At 55.1% G+C, this 19,979-nt stretch carries 16 protein-coding genes and 1 pseudogene; 5 read left to right on the top strand and 12 right to left on the bottom strand.

Going from position 1 to position 19,979, the window contains the following annotated elements; translation table 11 throughout:
* Window positions 1-32: 32 nt before the first annotated feature.
* Together ACSZO1_RS15600 and ACSZO1_RS15595 are read right to left on the bottom strand one after the other, a co-directional pair.
* The gene (locus tag ACSZO1_RS15600; protein WP_437614150.1) at window positions 33-425 is read right to left on the bottom strand and encodes a hypothetical protein; all 393 of its coding nucleotides are present in this window, start codon (window positions 423-425) and stop codon (window positions 33-35) included.
* A gap of 222 nt (window positions 426-647) precedes the next feature.
* Window positions 648-2,828 (bottom strand): TonB-dependent siderophore receptor, encoded by a 2,181-nt coding sequence (locus tag ACSZO1_RS15595; protein WP_437614148.1) that lies wholly within the window; start codon window positions 2,826-2,828, stop codon window positions 648-650.
* 346 nt (window positions 2,829-3,174) lie between these two features.
* On the opposite strand from ACSZO1_RS15595, the gene ACSZO1_RS15590 reads away from it, so the two are divergent.
* The 4 genes from ACSZO1_RS15590 to ACSZO1_RS15575 are packed head-to-tail and all read left to right on the top strand — an operon-like array spanning window position 3,175 to window position 6,786.
* Window positions 3,175-4,119, top strand: a complete 945-nt coding sequence (locus ACSZO1_RS15590; RefSeq protein ID WP_437614146.1) for a siderophore ABC transporter substrate-binding protein — start codon at window positions 3,175-3,177, stop codon at window positions 4,117-4,119.
* A complete protein-coding gene (locus ACSZO1_RS15585) occupies window positions 4,120-5,079 on the top strand; it encodes an ABC transporter permease (RefSeq protein WP_437614144.1) in 960 nt (319 codons plus the stop codon).
* Window positions 5,069-6,031 (top strand): iron chelate uptake ABC transporter family permease subunit, encoded by a 963-nt coding sequence (locus tag ACSZO1_RS15580; protein ID WP_437614142.1) that lies wholly within the window; start codon window positions 5,069-5,071, stop codon window positions 6,029-6,031. Before ACSZO1_RS15585 ends, ACSZO1_RS15580 begins: the two co-directional genes overlap by 11 nt.
* Complete coding sequence (locus ACSZO1_RS15575) at window positions 6,028-6,786, top strand: iron ABC transporter ATP-binding protein (protein ID WP_437614140.1); 759 nt, start codon at window positions 6,028-6,030, stop codon at window positions 6,784-6,786. The genes ACSZO1_RS15580 and ACSZO1_RS15575 overlap by 4 nt, the downstream gene beginning before the upstream one ends.
* Before the next feature lie 85 nt (window positions 6,787-6,871).
* Here ACSZO1_RS15575 and ACSZO1_RS15570 read toward each other — a convergent pair whose 3' ends face one another.
* From ACSZO1_RS15570 to ACSZO1_RS15555, 4 genes are all read right to left on the bottom strand, one after another.
* The gene (locus ACSZO1_RS15570) at window positions 6,872-7,129 is read right to left on the bottom strand and encodes a YdgH/BhsA/McbA-like domain containing protein (RefSeq protein WP_437614138.1); all 258 of its coding nucleotides are present in this window, start codon (window positions 7,127-7,129) and stop codon (window positions 6,872-6,874) included.
* 593 nt (window positions 7,130-7,722) lie between these two features.
* Entirely contained in the window at window positions 7,723-8,664 is a 942-nt protein-coding gene (locus tag ACSZO1_RS15565; protein WP_437614136.1) for a sugar phosphate isomerase/epimerase family protein, read from the bottom strand.
* A gap of 9 nt (window positions 8,665-8,673) precedes the next feature.
* Entirely contained in the window at window positions 8,674-9,852 is a 1,179-nt protein-coding gene (locus tag ACSZO1_RS15560; RefSeq protein WP_437614134.1) for a Gfo/Idh/MocA family protein, read from the bottom strand.
* 61 nt (window positions 9,853-9,913) lie between these two features.
* Window positions 9,914-10,837 carry a substrate-binding domain-containing protein gene (locus ACSZO1_RS15555; protein ID WP_437614132.1) on the bottom strand — a complete coding sequence of 308 codons (924 nt, stop codon included), beginning with the start codon at window positions 10,835-10,837 and terminating at the stop codon, window positions 9,914-9,916.
* A gap of 584 nt (window positions 10,838-11,421) precedes the next feature.
* On the opposite strand from ACSZO1_RS15555, the gene ACSZO1_RS15550 reads away from it, so the two are divergent.
* The gene (locus ACSZO1_RS15550) at window positions 11,422-12,777 is read left to right on the top strand and encodes an amidohydrolase family protein (protein WP_437614130.1); all 1,356 of its coding nucleotides are present in this window, start codon (window positions 11,422-11,424) and stop codon (window positions 12,775-12,777) included.
* Window positions 12,778-12,833: 56 nt separating this feature from the next.
* Here the strand turns inward: ACSZO1_RS15550 and ACSZO1_RS15545 are convergent, their stop codons facing one another.
* The 6 genes and pseudogenes from ACSZO1_RS15545 to ACSZO1_RS15520 all read right to left on the bottom strand — a co-directional run bounded on the left by ACSZO1_RS15545 (window position 12,834) and on the right by ACSZO1_RS15520 (window position 19,902).
* Window positions 12,834-14,147 (bottom strand): c-type cytochrome, encoded by a 1,314-nt coding sequence (locus tag ACSZO1_RS15545; protein WP_437614128.1) that lies wholly within the window; start codon window positions 14,145-14,147, stop codon window positions 12,834-12,836.
* A gap of 2 nt (window positions 14,148-14,149) precedes the next feature.
* Window positions 14,150-15,919: pseudogene (locus ACSZO1_RS15540) on the bottom strand (GMC family oxidoreductase).
* A 17-nt stretch (window positions 15,920-15,936) separates the two neighbouring features.
* Entirely contained in the window at window positions 15,937-16,665 is a 729-nt protein-coding gene (locus ACSZO1_RS15535; protein WP_437614126.1) for a gluconate 2-dehydrogenase subunit 3 family protein, read from the bottom strand.
* A gap of 326 nt (window positions 16,666-16,991) precedes the next feature.
* Window positions 16,992-18,017, bottom strand: a complete 1,026-nt coding sequence (locus tag ACSZO1_RS15530) for a LacI family DNA-binding transcriptional regulator (protein ID WP_437614124.1) — start codon at window positions 18,015-18,017, stop codon at window positions 16,992-16,994.
* 290 nt (window positions 18,018-18,307) lie between these two features.
* Window positions 18,308-19,411 carry an amidohydrolase gene (locus ACSZO1_RS15525; protein ID WP_437614122.1) on the bottom strand — a complete coding sequence of 368 codons (1,104 nt, stop codon included), beginning with the start codon at window positions 19,409-19,411 and terminating at the stop codon, window positions 18,308-18,310.
* Between the two features lie 17 nt (window positions 19,412-19,428).
* Window positions 19,429-19,902 carry a YjiG family protein gene (locus tag ACSZO1_RS15520; protein WP_437614121.1) on the bottom strand — a complete coding sequence of 158 codons (474 nt, stop codon included), beginning with the start codon at window positions 19,900-19,902 and terminating at the stop codon, window positions 19,429-19,431.
* Between the last annotated feature and the right edge of the window lie 77 nt (window positions 19,903-19,979).

Below are 19,979 nucleotides of genomic sequence, written 5' to 3'. Positions count from 1 at the left end.
TGAAAACGATAGATGAACGGCAATCATTGTAGTCATGAACAGAACTTTGAATGATTAAATCGCACCTTCCTTAACAAATCTTTCAGTGACTTAACCTGACTCACATATTCATCAGAAAAATCGACCTCCTCACCCAGTTCCGCGCTGATCGCCGCCAGCGTGTCTGCGTTTTTCGGTTTTCTCAGGTGCCACTGATAAATATCATCGTGATAGGTCAGCATGGATAAATCCAGCTCGAAGATGTACTCGCTTTTGGCGTTAAACAGGATGATGTAAAACGGCATTTTCCCGTCGCGACAGCGGGTATAGCGAATGGAGCAGCCATTCTCTAACAATAAGCGCTGATAACAGCCATATTCGTTCACATCCGTCAGCTCAGACCAGGCAAAGGCATTATGCAGATGCTCCATAAATGTCGTAGCCAATCTCTTTATGCAGTGAATCTGGCATGTGTTCTCCTAACAATGAAGGGGATTTTCAGTCAACGAATAACCGGAAAAAACACGATAAATATCGGCAAAATTGCGGCTAACTTTAACCGTAATGGCGGGAATAAGATCAAAAAGGGCGGGATGTAACAGGGGAAATGGCGACAGGTAGAAAAACCTGACAGGAAGTCCATGCTTCCTGTCAGCAGAGTTAACGCGTCAGAACGACATGGTGACGCCAGCGTAATACGCCCGGCCCGGTTCGTTGTAAGTCAGCGCGCCTTCATTCTTACGATACAGCTGTTTATCCAGCAGGTTGCTGACGCCCGCCGTACCGCGCAGGTTTTTGGTGAACTGGTAGTTCAGGTTAATCCCCACCACGGAGTAAGCCCCCAGTTCGGTAGTCTCCAGCGATCCCACTTCAGTGCGCTTATCAGCATACTGACGCGGCTTCTGACGGCCATACAGCGTCCAGTTCAGCGCCGTGGAGAACTTATCGGTGACCTGATAATCCAGCGCAGTATTGATGGTGTACTTCGGAATAATCGACAGCGGATTGCCGGTCGCTTTACTCTTCGATTCCATCATATAAGTGGCATTGGTACGCCAGTCCAGCGTATCCGCCACCAGTGGCACGGTCAGGCTGGCTTCCAGCCCTTCGACAAGCGCTTTGCCACCATTTTCCCACTGCAGAATGTTATAGCCATTGGAAGCATTACCCAGCAGATCGGTGCCGGAAACGATTTTGTTTTTATAATCGTTGCGGAACCAGGTGATGCCCGCCGCATATCCCTGCGCAGCGAATTCCAGTCCGACCTCTTTGTTAACACTCACTTCAGCATCGAGATCGCTGTTACCCATCAGGTAGCAGCTACCGGTGGTGATATTAACCGGACAACCGTTACCACGCGTCGCCAGCAGATACCCTTCGCTGCTCTGATACAGGTTTGGCGCTTTAAACACCCGCGCGATCCCCGCTTTCAGTTTGAAGTATTCACCCAGATCCTGGGCAAAGTTGAAGCTCGGGCTCCAGTTGCTGCCAAACTGGCTGTGATGATCGAAGCGCAGACCCGGGATCAGATGGGTGCCTTCCCACGGCTGAATATTATCTTCCACATACAGCGCGCCATTCTCGGCACTGTTTTCCGTGCTGCGCTCCCCGGTTCCGCTGTAGAAGTCACCGATAGTCACACCGCTGGCATCGGTGGCTCTCATTGAGGCCGGGTCATTCAGTTGTTCACGGTTCCATTCGCTGCCAACCGTCAGCGTCTGCTCAATCCAGCGTTCCAGCGGAATATTCACCTCACCAGCAACACGGTAATTCTCCAGCCGGCTGGTATCGTACTCATCGCTGTTAATCATCCCTTCCACGCGCCCGGTAGAGCCTTCCTGCAGACGGGTATTGTGGGTTTTCTCGTAGTTGAAACTGAGTTTACTGTCGCCCCACGCCCAGAAGCCGTTATGCGTCACGCCGTAAGACTGGCGATACATGCGGTTGGTTTCCTGGCCGTACAGCGATTCCACCAGGCCGTTCGGGCTGAGGTTACCGTTGCTGTACTGGGTATCTCCGGCGTAGATGTTGCCCTGGCGGCTGTAGCCGTAACTGAAATCGACGATTTGCGATGGCGTCACTTTCCATGACACCAGCGCATTAATATCTTTGTTGCGTACCCCTTCACGTCCGGCCGCGTAAGAGCCGTTTTCCGCCTGGTTGATGTCAAACGCATCTGCGGCGGTTTTATTGATGTTGCCGTACAGGCGCATGGTCAGCGCATCACCCGCCAGCGGGCCGCTCAGACTGAAGTTGGTGCGCTTAGTGTCACCCTCTTTACTGTTCTCAGGCTGGTTAGTAAAGAACGACAGCGAACCCTGCCAGTCCTGCGTTGGGCGTTTGGTGTGAATATTGATCACCCCGCCCGCCGCGCCAGAGCCATAGCGGGCAGCAGCAGGCCCGCGCAACACTTCAATGCGCTCGACCATCTCGGCAGGCACCCAGTTGCTGTCACCACGGGTATCGCGCTCACCGGTCCAGCTGTAACGTACAGAGCTGCGTGAATTCACCGGCACGCCATCAATCAGGATCAGGGTGTTTTCCGGGCCCATGCCACGGATATCGATTTGACGGTTGTTCCCCCGGCTGCCGGTCGCGCTGTTACCGGTCAGGTTAACGCCGGGCATTTTACGGATGATGTCAGAAAGGTCGTTAACCGGTGGGCTTTTGGCGATATCTTCTGCCGTGATAATCGATACGCCAGGCTGTTGTTTTAATTCCTGCTCTGCCGTTTCCTGCACCACCAGCGTGCCCTCCGTGCTCTCTTCCGCCGCCTGTGCCGCGACACTCACCAGCGTGGTGAAAAGTAAGGCCAGAGGGTGTAAACGAAAACATCCTTTTCTGTTCATCTCGTCTCTCAAATTGTGTGCAAATGTAAAAGTACACGCATGATAACGAGAACGCTTATCATTACCAGAGTTACCATTCCGAATTCATGATATCTCCACATTTGCACGAAATTTAACCACAGAAACCACAAAGATAATAAAAAAAGATAACTTTCAATGTATTAAACAACATCATCGCTCTTCACAATCTTCATAATTGCCGCTTTCTCCGCCCTTGCCTGTGCCGGACACAGAGCAGAAATGTAAGTCAGCTGGCCTTGCGAATATTTTGCCGTTATTATCCGCTCACAATATTTAATGATAACCATTCTCATTCAGGTAATAGCTTAAATTTTCAGGAGGAAAAATGCGCTTCACCTCAATGCTGGCTTCATCCCTGCTGGCTCTGTTCCTGGCCTGCTCCCCCGCGGCTTTTGCTGCCGACAGCGCAACGACCCTGGCGATTGTTCATGCTCAGGGCACCACGGCCGTGCCGAAGAACCCGCAGCGTGTGGTTATTCTTAATCCGAACACGCTGGATATTGCCGATGCCCTTGGCATTAAAGTGATCGGCGTGGTGCAGACCGATGCCCACTATCCGGCGCTGCTGGCAAAATATAACGACAAAGCGTATTTCAATGCCGGCACCCTGTTCGAACCCAACTATGAAGCCATCAGCAATGCGAAACCGGACCTGATTATTGCCGGTGCGCGCGCCCATGAGGCCTACGACAAACTGAGTGAAATCGCGCCGACCATTTCGCTGGAGATCGACCCAAAAAATTTCACCGCCAGCCTGAAACAGCGTACTGAACAGCTGGCAAGCATCTTCGGCAAAGAGCAGAAAGCGCAGGAACTGCTGGCAGCCTTTGATGCGCAAATCGCGCAACTGCGTAAATCATCAGCCACGGCGGGTAACGCGCTGATGCTGATGGTCAACGGCGGTAAAATCAGTGCTCACTCGCCAGGTTCACGATTTGGTTTTGTCTACGATGTGCTGGGCTTTAAACCTGCCACCCAGTTCCCGCAAACCGGCAAACACGGCAATGCGGTATCACCGGAATTTATCCTGCAGGCGAACCCTGACTGGCTGTTTGTGCTGGATCGCGACAGTGCCATTGGCCGCCATACCAATGCGTCGGCACAGCAGGTGCTGGATAACCCGCTGGTGCGTAAAACCAGTGCCTGGAAAAATCAGCATGTGGTCTACTTCGATTCTGCCTCGCTGTATATCGCGGGCGGTATCCAGAGTTACAGCCAGCTGATGACGCAGCTGCAACAGGTTCTCGATAAGACTGCCGCTCAGCACTAAATGAAATCCCTCGCCTTTATTGCAGGCCTGGCCGTGTTGCTGGGCCTGGTCTGTTGCAGCCTGTTGGTCGGCGCCAGTCAGATGAGCGTGGCCAGCCTGTGGCATGACCCGGAGATGCGCGACATCCTGCTGATCAGCCGTTTCCCGCGCACCGCAGCACTGGTGCTGGCGGGCAGTGCCATGAGCGTGGCCGGGCTGATTATGCAGATGCTGACACAGAACCGCTTTGTCGAACCTTCGGTAACCGGCACCACCCAGTCCGCCAGCCTCGGCCTGCTGCTGGTGATGATTTTCGCCCCGGCCTCGCCGGTGATGGTGAAAATGCTGGTCGCCAGCCTGTTTGCCCTGCTTGGTACTGCACTGTTTATGCTGCTGATCCAGCGTATCCGGCAGAAATCCTCACTGATGGTGCCGCTGGCGGGGATTATGCTCGGCGCGGTATTCAGCTCCGTGACCACCTTTCTGGCGATGAAGTTTGACCTGCTGCAGTCGCTCGGCGGCTGGGAATCCGGTGATTTCTCCAGCGTGATGGCGGGACGCTATGAGCTGCTGTGGGGGGTTGGTGCACTCACCCTGCTGGCGGCAATCATTGCCGATCGCTTTACCGTTGCCGGAATGGGGCGCGAATTCGCGACGAATATCGGCCTGCACTATCGCCAGATCATGCTGACCGGCATGGCAATTATCGCCATGATCAGTGGCGTGGTGATTGTGGTGGTGGGCGTGCTGCCGTTTCTCGGCCTGATTGTGCCGAATATTATCAGTATGGTGATGGGCGATAACCTGCGGCGTACAGTGCCGTGGGTGGCGCTGCTCGGCTCGGCGCTGGTGATCGGCTGCGATATTATTGGCCGTCTGCTTATTCAGCCGTTTGAGATCCCGGTCAGCGCCCTGCTCGGCGTGCTCGGCGCAGTGGTGTTTCTGCTGCTGATTCTGCGGGGCAAACGTCATGCGCATTAATACCATTTCTCCGGCCAGGCGTCTGCTGCTGCTGGCGCTGCTGGCACTCGTGCTGGCCGTGATGTTTATGACTATTCAGCTGCACGGCAATATTGGCTATATCCTCAAACACCGCGCACAAATCCTGGCGACGATGGTGCTGGTGGCGTTTGCCGCCGGGATCAGTACCCTGCTGTTCCAGACCATCACGCAAAACCGCATTCTGACACCGTCGGTGATGGGGCTGGAATCGCTGTTTGTGCTGATCCAGACGCTGCTGGTTTTTACGCTGGACAGCGGCGGGCTAAGCCTGTTCGGCAGCGTCGGCCGTTTTCTGGCGGAAACCCTGCTGCTGGTGCTGTTCGCCACCTGGCTGTATCGCTGGCTGCTGAACGGCGCGCAGCTGGATCTGCACCGGGTGCTGCTGATCGGCCTGATCTTTGGCACCCTGTTTCGCAGCAGCGCTGGCCTGATGCAGCGCATTCTGTCGCCCGGCGAGTTTGCTATTCTGCAGAGCCGGATGTTCGCCACCTTTACCCGTGCAGGCAGCGACGTGCTGCTGATTTCCGCGGCGCTGATCGCTCTGGTGACACTGATTGTCTGGCGCATGCGCCATCAGCTGGATGTGATTGCCCTCGGTGCCAGCAGCGCCACCGCACTGGGCATCGCTTACAAACGTCAGATCACCGGGCTGCTGTTACTGATCTCATTACTGGTGGCGGTCTCCACCGCACTGGTCGGGCCGATGACCTTCCTCGGTCTGCTGATCGTCAACCTCAGTTATCCGCTCATCGGATCGTGGCGGCACAGTCATCTGCTGCCCGGCGTGGTGCTGGTGGCGCTGGTAACCCTGCTCGGTGGCCAGATGATCCTTGAACGAGTGTTTGATATGGCAGGCACCCTGTCGGTGATGATTGAGTTTATCGGCGGCGGATTATTTATCTTTTTACTGCTGAAAAGGGTCGCGAAGTGATTGAAGTTAATAATGTCAGTAAACACTATGACAGCCAGCCCGTACTGCAGCAGATTAACGAAACGCTGCCTTCATCGGGTATCACGTCGATTATCGGCCCAAACGGTGCAGGCAAATCGACGCTGCTGTCAGTGATCAGCCGCCTGCTGACGCCGGACAGCGGTCAGGTGCGTGTCGATGCACTGGATGTCAGCGATGCCAACAGCGAAAAGTTGGCGCAGGTGCTGTCGGTACTGCGCCAGGAAAATCACTTTACCAGCCGTCTGACGGTATGGGATCTGGTGGGTTTTGGCCGTTATCCCTACAGCAAAGGGCGGCTGAATGAGGACGATCGCCAGCATATTGAGCAGGCGCTAAGGTTTCTCGATCTGCTGCCGCTGCGCAACCGTTATCTGGATGAGCTGTCCGGCGGCCAGCGGCAGCGCGCCTTTGTCGCCATGGTGCTGTGCCAGGACACCAAATATGTGTTACTGGACGAGCCGCTGAATAATCTCGATATGAAACACAGCGTGGCAATGATGCAGCAACTGCGCCGCGCCGCCGATGAACTGGGCAAGTCGATTGTGCTGGTGATCCACGACATCAACTTCGCCTCGGCGTATTCAGACTATATTCTGGCAATGAAACAGGGCGAGGTGTTTTTCCGCGGCACACCGCAGGAAGTGATGCAGCCGGAAGTGCTGGAAGCGATTTTCGACCTGCCGGTCGCCATTGAGCACATTCATGGGCAGCGTATTGCGGTGTACTGGCGCTAGCCAGTCGTCCTCTCAGACATAAAAAAGCCCGCCACCAGGGCGGGCAAAAAAATCACACAGGTCATTGAGGGTAAAGAAAATTCTGTTACTTCAGTAACTCTGCGTTGCCCCACAGTTTGTCTTTGCCGCCAACGGCAGTCACTTTAAAGGAAGCCGCGCCAGCCTGTTCTGCCTTCTTATTCAGCCCCGCCACCACTTCATCTACGGTAGAGGCACCCGCGACGCTGATATGCCCGGTCACTTCGTGGCCTGCGTCGTTACGCACTTCAGTGGCGGCGAAAACGCTGGCGGAAAAACCGCTAAGCAGGGCAACAGCAAGAACAGTTTTTTTGATGATACGCATAATGATTAACTCCAGTCGGTAAAAGATATCAGGGTGATGTCGTTCGATGGAGTGCATCCTAATCCTGGCGGCGATGTCAGAAAATCGTTAAATCCTGAAGAAGTCATTCAAAAAAACTCACATAAAACACACTACATTCACCATAAAAAATCTTTAATGCAGTATCAAAATCCACAAAATGGAAAATAAATGTAAATATCAGCATAAAGAAACTATTTATGTACGTTTGTACAATTTTAAAGTTTGACTGATTGTGCTTTGATGGTTTGTGCGGTTTAGGGTGAAAAGAAGTGAAATTTCGCCTGTCCTCTGACGCAATACAAGCTGCTGATAATCCCATTGTGCTGGAAACGTCAGCAGCGACCTATATGCTCAGGGCGCAGGGAACACGATCAGCGGAGGAAAGCGGCCCGCGCCATGGACGGCGCGGGCCGAGCGGTCAGGGATGACTGCTTTTACGTCTTTCCGGAACTGACTGTGTTTCCTGAGCAGACCGCAATCTGGCAGCAACGGTCCTTACGGAGCCTGGGGTTTGTCATCAACTGGAGTGATGGCGAGTGACAACATGAAACCTCTCTCCTCCTGCTGCCAGCTTACTGACTGATGGTTTGCTGCAGGGCGGCAATCGACGAGGTGACACCTGCGTCAACTGACATGGTGAGATCTTCCATCTCCAGCGACACCCAGTCGTTGTAACCCATCATGCGCACCACCGAGAAAAATTCTTTCCACCACTGCAAATCCTGGCCGCAGCCGACCGCAACGTAGTTCCAGGCACGGTTCGCCACATCTTCCACCGGTTTGGTTTCCAGCAGACCATTTATATTGACCAGCCCGCGCTCCAGACGCACATCTTTGCCGTGCACATGGTGAATCGCCGGGCCCAGCGCCCGCGCGGCGGCAATCGGATCGGCACCCATCCACAACAGGTGGCTGGGATCGAGGTTCAGCCCGACCATCGGTCCAACCGCATCACGCAAACGGAACAGGGTTTCCGGATTCCACACCAGCATTGAACTGAAGTTCTCCAGCGCAAAGCGCTCTACACCACACTCCTGCGCACGGCGCACCAGACTCTGCCAGTAAGGGATCGCCACCTCATTCCACTGATAGTCGAGGCAGTTTTTCAGCGTCGGCGGCCAGCTGACGGTGTACGTAATCCAGTTCGGTATCGTATCCTGCGGGCTGGCGGGTGGCAGACCGCTCATCATCACGATCTTTTTCACCCCTAACAGACCCGCCAGCTGCAGCGCCTTATCCGTATCACTTTTGTGGCGCTGGCCCAGCTCACCCGGATCAAGCGGATTACCGGAAACATTCAGCGCCGCAATGCTCATGCCGCGGCTCTCCAGCGCCTGCAGCAGTTGCTGGCGTTTGCTGGCGCTCGCCAGCAGTTCATCGGTGCGCAGATGCGGCGCAGAGGACCAGCCGCCGGTGGTCATCTCCACGCCATACACCCCCAGCGCCAGCAGTTTATCCAGCATCTGCTCTAATGGCAGATGGCCCAGACTGTCGGTACAAAATGAAAGCTTCATGTCATTTGCTTACTCAAAGTTAACCCAGCTGGCACCGTTGTCAGCGGAACGTACGCAGTTTTCCAGCCAGCGCACGCCCTCCAGTCCGGCATTGATATCCGGGTAGATCAGAGTGTTCAGCGTCTGCTCATCGCCGCGCTGTTTTGCACTGATGGCGATAGCAAATTTCAGATAGATATTGGCCCAGGATTCCGACAGCCCTTCGGTATGCAGCGCCCCGAGGCGTTCATCCGCCAGCGCGCTTTCATCGAGATAAGGCATACCGTGATGCAACAGCTGGTTTGGCTGCCCCTGCACCTCATATTTCAGCTCACCCGGGTTGTAATCACTCCACTCCAGACTGGCGCGCGAGCCGATCACGCGAATGCTCTGGCTGTCCATCGAACCGGCATTGATCGATGACGCCCACATCCGCCCCACTGCGCCGTTTTCGTAGTGCATCAGCACCATAGCGTTGTCTTCCAGCGGTGCGCGTGACGGAATAAAACTCTGGCGGTCACACAGCAGCGACTTAATACGCATCTCCGGCAGCACCAGCTGCGAGATGTAATAAGTGTGAGTGGAGATATCGCCGAGCACGAAAGTCGGCCCGGCAATTTTCGGATCGACGCGCCACTTCTGCGCATCACTGAACTTATCTGCGCTGTCGCTGGCGCTGAAACCGTGGGTGTACTGCAGTTCGACCATGCGCACCTCACCGATCTCGCCTTTGGCGATCATCGCGCGCATCTGCATCAGCAACGGATGACCGGAGAAGCCATAAGTTACGCCGACAATCAGCCCGTTACGCTCCGCCAGCGCCTTGATTTCGCGCGCTTCTGCAGTGGTGAAAAACAGCGGCTTTTCACAGATCACATGGATACCGGCTTCCAGCGCCGCGCGGGTGATTTCATAGTGAGTGCCGTTTGGCGTGGCGACCGAGACCACTTCAACACCATCCTCCCGCTTCGCCTCTTCTGCCAGCAACTGGCGATAATCGTCGTAGCAGCGCTCTGGCGCGATACCCAGATTGACGCCAAAATCACGCCCGCGCGCGGCATCGATATCAAATGCGCTGGCGACCAGCTGATATGCGGTGTTATCACGCAACGCGCCAGTGCGATGTTTGTACCCGACCTGGCTCAGCCGTCCACCACCAATCATTGCCCAGCGCAGCGGACGCGGGATCTGTTTTTCACCATTAATCATTTGCGAACTCCTTTGTTATTTTTTTTGCACCCGGGTGCAATGCAGGGTAAAAGAGCGATTTTTACTTCTGATTTTTACTGGCAAAGCTACTGTAGTTATCCAGCGTCACCGTTTCATACGGGACCCAGTTATAGGGTTCGGTTTTTTTCTGTTCCAGCATTGCCTGCGCGACCTGCACGGCACCAATCGCCTGGCCTTTTGCATCCTGGAATACCGTCACCGCCATCTGGCCATTTTTGATGAACTGCAGGCCATCCGGGGTGCCATCGATACCGGCCACCAGCACGTTGCTGTTTTTCGCCTGACTCAGCGCCATAATCGCGCCAATTGCCATCTCGTCGTTATTGGCGGCAATAGCATCAATCGGACTGCCGTTCAGCAGCCAGCCGGACACCACGTCGACGGCTTCATTGCGCTGCCATTTGGCGGACTGTTTCTCCACCACTTTCATCTCTTTATGCTGCGCAATCACCGCTTCCACCGCGCGGGTACGCTCGCGCGCTTCTTCGTTCGACAGCGCGCCCATAATGATGGCGACATTGCCGCGATAGTGCATTTTCTTCGCCAGCGCTTCCATCTGCAGTTTGCCGCTCAGCGCGGAATCAGAACCGACATAGGCCATCCTGCCATCCAGCTTCACTTCCGGTTTACGGTTCACGAAGATCAGCGGGATATTCGCGCGTTTCGCCGCTTCCATCATTGGCCGTACGCCCTGAGTGTCGACCGGGTTGAGAATGATGGCGTCGACACCCTGGTTGATAAAATCGTCCACCTGCTGCACCTGCAAAGCCACATCCCCTTTGGCATCAGAGAACTGGCTGTTCATCCCCAGCGTTTTCAGTTCATTGATCATTTGCGTGCGCAGGATGGAGACGAAATTCAGATCGAAATTCGCCAGCGCCACACCGACGGTATACGTTTTTGCGTAAGCCGCACAGGTGATCAGCATGCTCAACGCAACCAACATTAACTTTATGATTTTCATCGTATTATCCTGTAGGGTAAGATTTTTTATTATCAGTAAAGTCAACAACTTACTTTTTTGCACCCGGGTTCAAAAATAAATAAACCGCTGATGTCGGTTTGTTCTTTTTCACTGCGCCCTAGCAACGAAGAATATTGAGCAAGGCGAAATCACAGTCAATCGGGGAAACATGAAAGTCAGGCGGTTGATCACAAAAAAGCAACAAAATATTGCATCCGGGTGCAAAAAAAAGGGCGACATAACATGTCGCCCGAAATCGGAAAATATCTGAAAGCCCCTTCAGGGATGACGCCACTCAATCGCTTACCCCCCGGAAATTGATCGGGTGGCGTCCCCGTCTGAACCATCGCGCTTGATGCGCAAATGAAATATAAATTCTAACAAACCAAAAATGGAACATTTAATTTTCATTTTGTAAGCCAGTTAAAACTATTTTTTCACCGCTAAAACGCACAACGATGACTACACTTTACAGAAAACCCTACCGTCACAGGATCAGATAAAAATTTCCAATCATTTTTATATGGAATTTTTATTTTTATTAAATTTTTAGTTAGAAATTAAATTTCAAAACTGGAGCGAGTATGTCCTGGTTACGTCTGTTACTCTCCACATTGTTTTTCTGCTTTTTTGCCAGCACCGCCGCCGCATCAGATAACCTGCTGATTAAAAATGGCTATCTTCTGACGATGCAACCCGGCGCAGCGGATCTGCCGCAAAGCGATATCCTGATCCGTGATAACCAGATTGCGCAGATTGGCCAGAATCTTTCCGCGCCGGATGCCCGAGTGATCGATGCCAGCGGCAAAATGGTACTGCCGGGTTTCGTTGATGCCCATTCCCACCTGTGGGTCACCACCATGCGCGGCCAGTTTCGTAATCAGCAGGGCAAATTTTTCCCGATCAGCAACCAGCTGGCACAGGTAATGCAACCGCAGGATATCTACAGCGCAATGTACAGCGGTGCACTGGAGCTGCTGCAGTCCGGTATTACCACCAGCGGCGATTTCTTTGACAATATCCATGGCCCGGCGTGGGGCGATGCAGGCTTGCGCGCCCTGAAGAACAGCGGTATCCGCGCCATTATGTATTACGGTGGCCCGGACAAAACCACGAAACATCCCATTGATCTCAGCCACCTTGGCCAGCTGGTGCAATACCACGACCCGCGCGTGCAGGTTGGTCTGGCCTGGCGACTGCCGCGCGACCTGAACAGTGACGCCAACTGGGCGCTGCGCAAACGTGAATATCAGTTCGCACGCGACCAGCAGTTGCCGGTTCAGGTGCATGTCAGCGGCGATGCCGACGCCATGTTTACTGCGCTGATTGATGGCAACTACCTCTCCCCTGCGGTCACCGTGGTGCATGCCACCGATGCCAGTGAACCGCAACTCGCAGCCCTGCAACGCGCGGGCGGCAGTCTGGCGCTGACGCCGCTCAGTGAGCAACGGGTGGGTTATGGTCTGACACGGCTTGACCGTTTCCGCAGCGTGGAGCGTCAGGGGCTGGGCATTGATGGTAATCCGCTGGCAGGCAGCGCCGATATGTTCGCCAGTATGCGGCTGGCGGCGCTGACCTTAAGCGGGGCAAAGCGGGATGAAGCGAATGTCGATCCGCGTCAGCTGCTGGATCTGGCGACACGGCGCTCAGCACAGGCGCTGGGACTGGGCGCCGTGACCGGCACACTTGAAACCGGGAAACGTGCGGATATCCAGATCATTAACCCTGCCGCGCTGAATCTTAGCGGTTTCGGCGGCGGCGATCCGGCAGCGCTGCTGGTCTACTCGGCACGACCAGAGAATGTCGAGACCGTGATCGTTGATGGCAGAATCATTAAGCATAACGGCAAAATGCAGGGGGTCGATATGGCGCAGGTGCTGGCGGAGGCGCGCACATCTGCGCAGGGGATGCTGGGACGGGCGCAGTTGCAGGTGGATTAGAAGGCACGATACTCACCCTGGCCTTTCCCCTGCACCGCAGGGGAAAGGCTTTTTGATCACTGATTCGCAGGCGTTTTCAGCTTATCACTCGCGCCCGTCTGCTTGCGCAGTTCTGCAACCTGTTGCGGCGTCACTTCACTGCCCTTATTCCCCCAGCTGCTGCGCACATAGTTCAGCACTTCCGCGATCTGCTGGTCATCCATTTTCCAGTCAAACGCAGGCATCCCGGCCGCCGTCTGGCGTTCCTCAGTATGTGGCGCACGCGCGCCGCGCAGCATGGCGTGGATCATATTGGTCGGATCCTGTTGCATGGCATTATTACCCGCAAACGCCGGCACCATCCCTGTGATCCCCTCACCCTGCAAGCCATGACAGGCCGAGCAGTTCACTTCATAGCTCAGCGCAGCATGGTCATAACGCGCTTTCTCCATGGTGAAACCCTGCGGTGCAGGCGTAGCGGAAGCCGGAACACCACGTAAATAAGTGGCAATCGCCTGCAGATCGTCAGGCGTGAAATATTGTGTGGAATGCTCCACCGCTTCCGCCATCGGGCCTGCTGCCACGCTGTCGCCGTTTGAGCCGGTTTTCAGATATTCCGCCACCTGTTGATTGCTCCAGTTGCCGATACCGGCATGGGGATTCGGCGTAATATCCGGTGCATACCAGTCGCCAAGCGAACCGCCCTGCAGATAGCCATCACTGACTTCTCCTCCCAGCAGATTGCGCGAGGTATGGCAGACGCTGCAGTGCGCCGGGCCATCGACGATATATTTGCCACGGTTCCACACGGCATCCTGCGCAGGATCGGCAGCAAAGCGGCTGTTATCAAAAAACAGCAGGTTCCAGCCCATCATCGCCAGACGAATGTTATACGGGAAATGCATCCCGGCATTTTCGTCGATTTTACGGCTAACGGCAGGCATCGTGGACATATACGCCCACAGATCGTGCATCTCAGCATCGCTGATTTTGGTGTACGCGGTATACGGCATCGCCGGATACAGGAAGCCGTGATCGCCGCGCCCCTGACGCACCGCATTAAAGAAATCGCGCTCCGTCATATTGCCGATGCCGGTCTCTTTATCAGGCGTGATATTGGAAGTCAGCAGCGCACCAAACGGCGTATCGATCTTATAGCCGCCGGAAAAATCACTCTGGTGACAGGCTGCGCAGTCCGCCAGTCGCATCACATACTCACCACGCTGAATCGCCGCCTGATCGGTGCTGCGGAAATCCGCCAGTTTCACCTGATCGTCAGCCACCGAGGAGCGCGAGCTGTCCAGCACCAGCCACAGCCGACCACTGATGCCAATCCCCGCCACCACCGCCAGTGCGGCAAGACCATAGGTGATCTTCTTGCTCTTTTTCATCGTTATGCCCCCACCAGCGGCGCCGGATTTTTCACATACGACTGGTGAATCGCCTGTGCCGCACGGATCGCCAGCGCGCCCACGGTGACGGTCGGGTTGTAGCCGCCGTTATTCGGGAACGCCGATGCGCCGACGACAAACAGGTTGTGCGCATCCCAGCTCTGCAGATACGGATTCAGCGCCGATGTGGTCGGGTCAGCGCCCATCACCGCGCCGCCAATGGTATGGGAGCTGTGCTGCATATAGGGGTTCCAGCTCTTCTCTGACTGGTTATCCACCATCAGATGCTGGCCGCCGGTCTGCTTCATGATTTCCACCGCCCGCTCAGTGACATAGTTCGCCATCCTGATGTCGTTCCGGTTCCAGTCGAAGGTCATACGCAGCAACGGCTGACCATGGCGGTCTTTGTAACGCGGGTCGAGATCGAGGTACGCCTCACGCACCGGCATCGAGGTGCCCTGGCAGAAGATGGTGGCGGCGGTCTGGTAGTCGCGGGCGTAGCCCGCTTTCCACTCACTGCCTCAGCGTTTGGTGCCCGGGCGCAGCGCATTCATATTCTGAATCGGACGGCCATTGGTGTTGAAGCCCATAATCCCCGCGCCGCCAATAAAATCGAGATTGCTGTGATCGAAGTTATCGCCGTTGAAATCATCGATCTGCACCGCCAGCGCACCGCCGCCAATAAACGGATTCATATGCTCGCCGTCAAAGAAGCCGGTAACGGTGGAACAGGTCTGGTAGTTATAGTTACGGCCAATGGTGCCTTTGCCGGTCTGTGGATCGTATTTCTCACCTATATCCGACAGCAGCATCAGGCGCACATTGTCCATCTGATAGGCGGTGATACAGACGATATCCGCGGGCTGGAAACCTTCGACGCCATCGCGGGTGATAAATTTCACCCCTTTCACCGTCCTGCCATCGTCATGCTTCACCGCGTGCAGCACTTCGGTTTCAGTCAGCAGGGTGAAGTTTTTGCGCCGCATCAGTGCTGGCAGAATGCAGGCCTGCGGCGATGATTTCGAGAAGTTGCCGCAGCCATGGAAATCGCAGAAGCCGCAGTAGGTACACGGCCCCATGGTGACACCAAGCGGATTGACATAGGCCTGAGAAATATTGCCCGCCGGAATAGTAAACGGGTGATAGCCCATCTGCTCCGTGGTCTGGCGATACTTGCGCATCCAGTGGGTATCTTTCAGCGGCGGCGTCGGGTAATCGCGCGAGCGCGGCCCTTCAAAAATATTGCCACCGGGTTGCGGCTGACCATTGAGATTACCGGCGATGCCCGACGTTCCGGCAATGCGTTCAAAGCGGTCATAAAAAGGCGCCATCTCATCATAGGTCACGCCCCAGTCCTGCAGTTGCAGTCCTTTCATTTTCGCCGCGCCGTAGCGTTCACGGGTCTGCGTCGCCACTTCAAAATCCCACGGCGAGAAACGCCATGACATGCCCGCCCAGTGAGTACCCGCACCGCCCACGTTCCAGCCAAACTGGAATGCCGACCAGTTACGTACTGGTGCCGCATCCTGGCCGCGGTGATTGCGGAAAGTCGTGGTTTCCACGCTCATCGGCTGCATAATTTTACGCCGCGTGTGCCAGCGCAGTTCGTCAGGGTCAACGGCGGGCGGGAAATCGGTTGAAGTATCACGCCATGCGCCACGCTCAATCCCCACCACATTCAGTCCGGCACGCGTCAGCTCTTCCGCCATCACGGAGCCAGCCCAACCCATCCCGACGATCACCACGTCGGTTTTATTTCTTATTTGCGACATTGACTCTGCTCCGGGAATTAATTGTCAGGGATCAGGCTGACAGGAATTAACGCTAAATTTTCATTGCGACGGTCGATATACGGACGATAGTCATAACGTGCCCCCGGAAAACCAATCATTTTCCAGCCTGCCATATTTTTATTGCCACCATAAATTGGATCAGCCAGATAACCTTCGCGTGCGTTCTGCAGCATTAATTCAAAAAATGCCTGACTGTTAACCTCTGCGCCTAAATTAATTTTCCCGTCTTCCATTGCCGTCAGGAAGTGATCGATCTGTTCCGCATTTAACTGATGAAAGGGATGCTGATAGTGCTGCTGCGCCCAGTTTTCCAGCGCGTTTAATCCCGTCATATAGCGTTCAACCGGCGGCGCGAGAAATTGTGGGCTGCCCATCAGCTGCTCTTCATTTTCCGGTTGCAGCGGTCCCGCAAGATAGAGCGCCGCGCCAGTACCATAATCCCCGGCCAGTTCACCATCGAGAAACTCGATGCAGCCCGCTTCGCTGGCGGACGGGCCATGTTCATCTGCCGGGATTAGCCGGTCAAAAATCGCAGCGAGGTTCTTACGATGCGTTTCATTGGTCAGTACCCGGTAGCCTTCCTGCAACGCCGGTTGCGGCAGATGATCGGCATTCATCGCAGTCTCCAGCGGCACATTTTTCAGTTCCGCCGCCCGCAAATTGGGCGCAACAGCCAGTGACGCCACCAGAGAACTCAGCGAAAATATCGCTTCTCTACGGTTCATAGTGATTTCCTTTATTGCACGACATGCTTTAATGATGCGATCCCTGCGCCAGTGCAAAAGGGAATATCCCCGGCGACCGGCAATAAGGGATCGCCCCTGTCAGAAAACAAGGTTTCTTCGTTCTGATGAACGTATTAATCCTGCAGCGAAATAATCCGCCGCATATCATTACACCCGAGGAAATAAAGCGATAAGATTACCGGCAGCATAATAGCGACCAATAACAGGACTGGATGACACGCTGCTTCCCGGTAATAAATTATTATAATTTTTTTATCATGATTATTACCGCGGCGTTCGTTGCGCCGCGGTTATCTGACACAGATTTACTGCTGCCCTTTCAGATGAGACTGCCTGACTCGCAGTTCACCCCGTTGCCAGTCGCCTTCACGCGTCGCTTTGCCATCAATCAGACGATTCAGCGCTTCATGAATGATCCTGTCCATGCCCTGACTAAACGACGTCAGTTTCCACGCACTGGCTTCATCAATATCATCGAAGCCGACAATCGCCACACGACCACTCTTGCCACAGTCACGCAGCGCTTCCAGCGCACCGATGGCCAGAATGTCGTTTTCGCAGAACATCGCATCGACACACTCCCGCTCACTGACGGTGTTCAGATACTGCGTCATCTGCTGGTAACCCAGCTCGCGTTCATAATGTCCGGCGATCAGATGCACATCCAGCGGCTTGCCTGCCGCGCGTAAGGCATCCTGATAGCCCTCCAGTCGCAGCAGGTGATGACTGCCGGTATCCGGCCCGGTCATATAGCCGAAACGCTGGTAACCCTGCGCCAGCAGCAGCTCACCAATCTGCCGTCCGGCGGCGAAGCCATCGATATTCACGGCATCAATATCTTCATCCGGCGCATCGTTGTGACGGCACACCTGCACCAGCGGAATATCGTGCAACTCACGGGCCACCCTGATCAGCTCATCGGTCAGGATAGTGCCGATAAACAAAATGCCATCCACCTGCAGCTGGTCAGCCATTGCCATCACCGACTGGTAATGCCGGCCTTCGGTCACATTGAGCAGCAACGCCATATAGCCACGCGCCTGCAACTGCCGGGTGACCACATCCAGCACCAGCGTCGAATGCGGGTTTTTCATCTGATCGATGGCGACACCAATAATCTGCGTGCGCTTCTGCGACAGACTGCGCGCCAGCAGATTGGGCCGGTAACCCAGCTCTTTCGCGATTGCCAGCACCTGCTTGCGTGCGTTATCCGATATCGATGCGCCAGGCGTAAAGGCGCGCGACACCGTCCATTTCGACACCCCGGCCAGTCGCGCCACATCACTGGCAGTGGCTTTCCGGCGTGGTGTATGTTCGGCTTTTTTGCTCATGTTCCCTGCGTTCCGCTGTTTTGCTTCGTCGACTGCTACATTGAACGCGAAACACGGGGGAAAATAAACGTTAGTCAGGCATATTCAGTGATTTAAAGACCACAATGTGATCATTGCCAAAGAGTTGTTGCGATTATGTTGTCATTTGCACCCGATTGCAAATACTTTATGCAACCGGGTGCAATACAAAAGCGATCGGTGCCGCCGGTTTCTGCGGGTCTTGCTTATCCTCCCCCCTGCCACTAATGAAGCGATGCCACGCAAATGTGGTGGCATCGCGTGGTGCGATGTTATCCCAGCACTCTGGTGACACAGCGTTTAAAGATTTTGACTCCCGTTTCCAGCGAACTGAGATCGAAACGCATCTCCGGATGATGTAAACCCGGCGTCAGATTGGTGCCCAGCCCCCAGAAACCGGCTTTGATGTCCGGGCACTGGCGGGGATAGTGGAAGAAGTCTTCGCTGCCTGGCGTGGTTTTTGCGCCCGTCAGTCCGGCATCGCCCAGCACATCGACAATGGCTTCGCTAATCAGTGCGGTCATTTCCGGGTGAATTTCTGCCGCAGGCATCTCTTTCATCACCACCACTTCCGCCGTCGCGCCCAGCGCCGCGACACTGTGCTCAATCGCCCGCTGCACCTGTGCTTTCAGCTCGTCCATTGGCGCATTGGTGGCACTGCGTAAATCCCAGACCACACGCGCCACATCGGGAATGGAATTGGTGACGCCCGCATCACACAGGAAACGCGTCGCTTTGGCGCTCCAGGTTAAACCGGGCGACAGATGCAGGGCATTCACCGCCTGTACTGCAGCAACCGCGGCATCCAGCGCGTTCACACCGAGATGCGGCCGCGCGGCGTGGGAGGTGACGCCTTTGATCGTCGCTTCCAGCGTACTGCAGGCTGAATAGAGCATCGCTGGCACCGCTTCGCCGACACTGCACTCTTCTGCCGGACGCAGATGGAAACCGAGCAGCATATCGACATCCTGCAGCGCGCCACCGGCCACCATCGCCAGGGCTCCGGTGCCCAGCTCTTCCGCTGGCTGGAAAATCAGTTTCAGCCGCCCTTTTTTCACCAGTCCCTGCTGCATCACTTCCTGCGCGGTGGTCAGCACCACCGATGAATGCGCATCATGGCCGCAGGTATGACGCGCACAGGCGACGCCATCAATCACATGGCCCAGCGCATCCATATCGGCACGCAGCGCCAGCACCGGGCCGGGTACGCCACTATCCAGCTCCGCCACGATCCCCGTGGTCTGGTGAATATTGCGTGTGACCTGATACCCCGCCTGCTCCAGCGCATCTGCCAGATAGGCCGAGGTTTTAAACTCCTGAAAACCCAGTTCAGGAATTTCATGTAAGTAGTGATAGTGTTCCAGAACATTCGACACAGCGTAAATCTCCTTCTTCAGGCAAAAAAGCGCATGACAAACATGGCGATGGCAGCATTAAGAATGCTGGTCAGCATCAGCAGCGGCCAGTATTTTTTCGGTACATCGGACACGCCCAGCAGACGTCCCATATATTGCAGCTGCGACCCCATCAGAAAGATCGCGGGCGCAAGAATGGTGATATCGCTGCCGGTCAGCACGCCTTTGGTCAGCAGGCTGACCGCCACCCCGGTGCCCGCAGAAGAGGAGAGCCAGGCCGTCAGCAGTACGGTAATCGCCTCACCAGGTAAGCCGAACAGCCCCATCACCGGCGCAAAGATCTGTCCCACCACGCCCATCACACCGAGCAGATTCAGCACTTCGGCGATGACATACGCCATCAGCACATTCGGCAGCAAATTATGAATGGCAATATGGAACCCTTTGCGCGCGCCGGTGACAAAAATATCGAACGGATTATTGCTGCTGTTAACCTGAGTATTATTCGCCATGCCGCGAATTCAGATAATAAGTGCAACGCTTGGTCATGTGGATGGAGGGACGGTTAGCTACCGATAAGCTATCCTGC

It is taken from the genome of Erwinia sp. V71 (assembly GCF_965644245.1).
Classification (GTDB): domain Bacteria; phylum Pseudomonadota; class Gammaproteobacteria; order Enterobacterales; family Enterobacteriaceae; genus Erwinia.
This window is presented reverse-complemented; position numbering and strand designations above follow the sequence as displayed.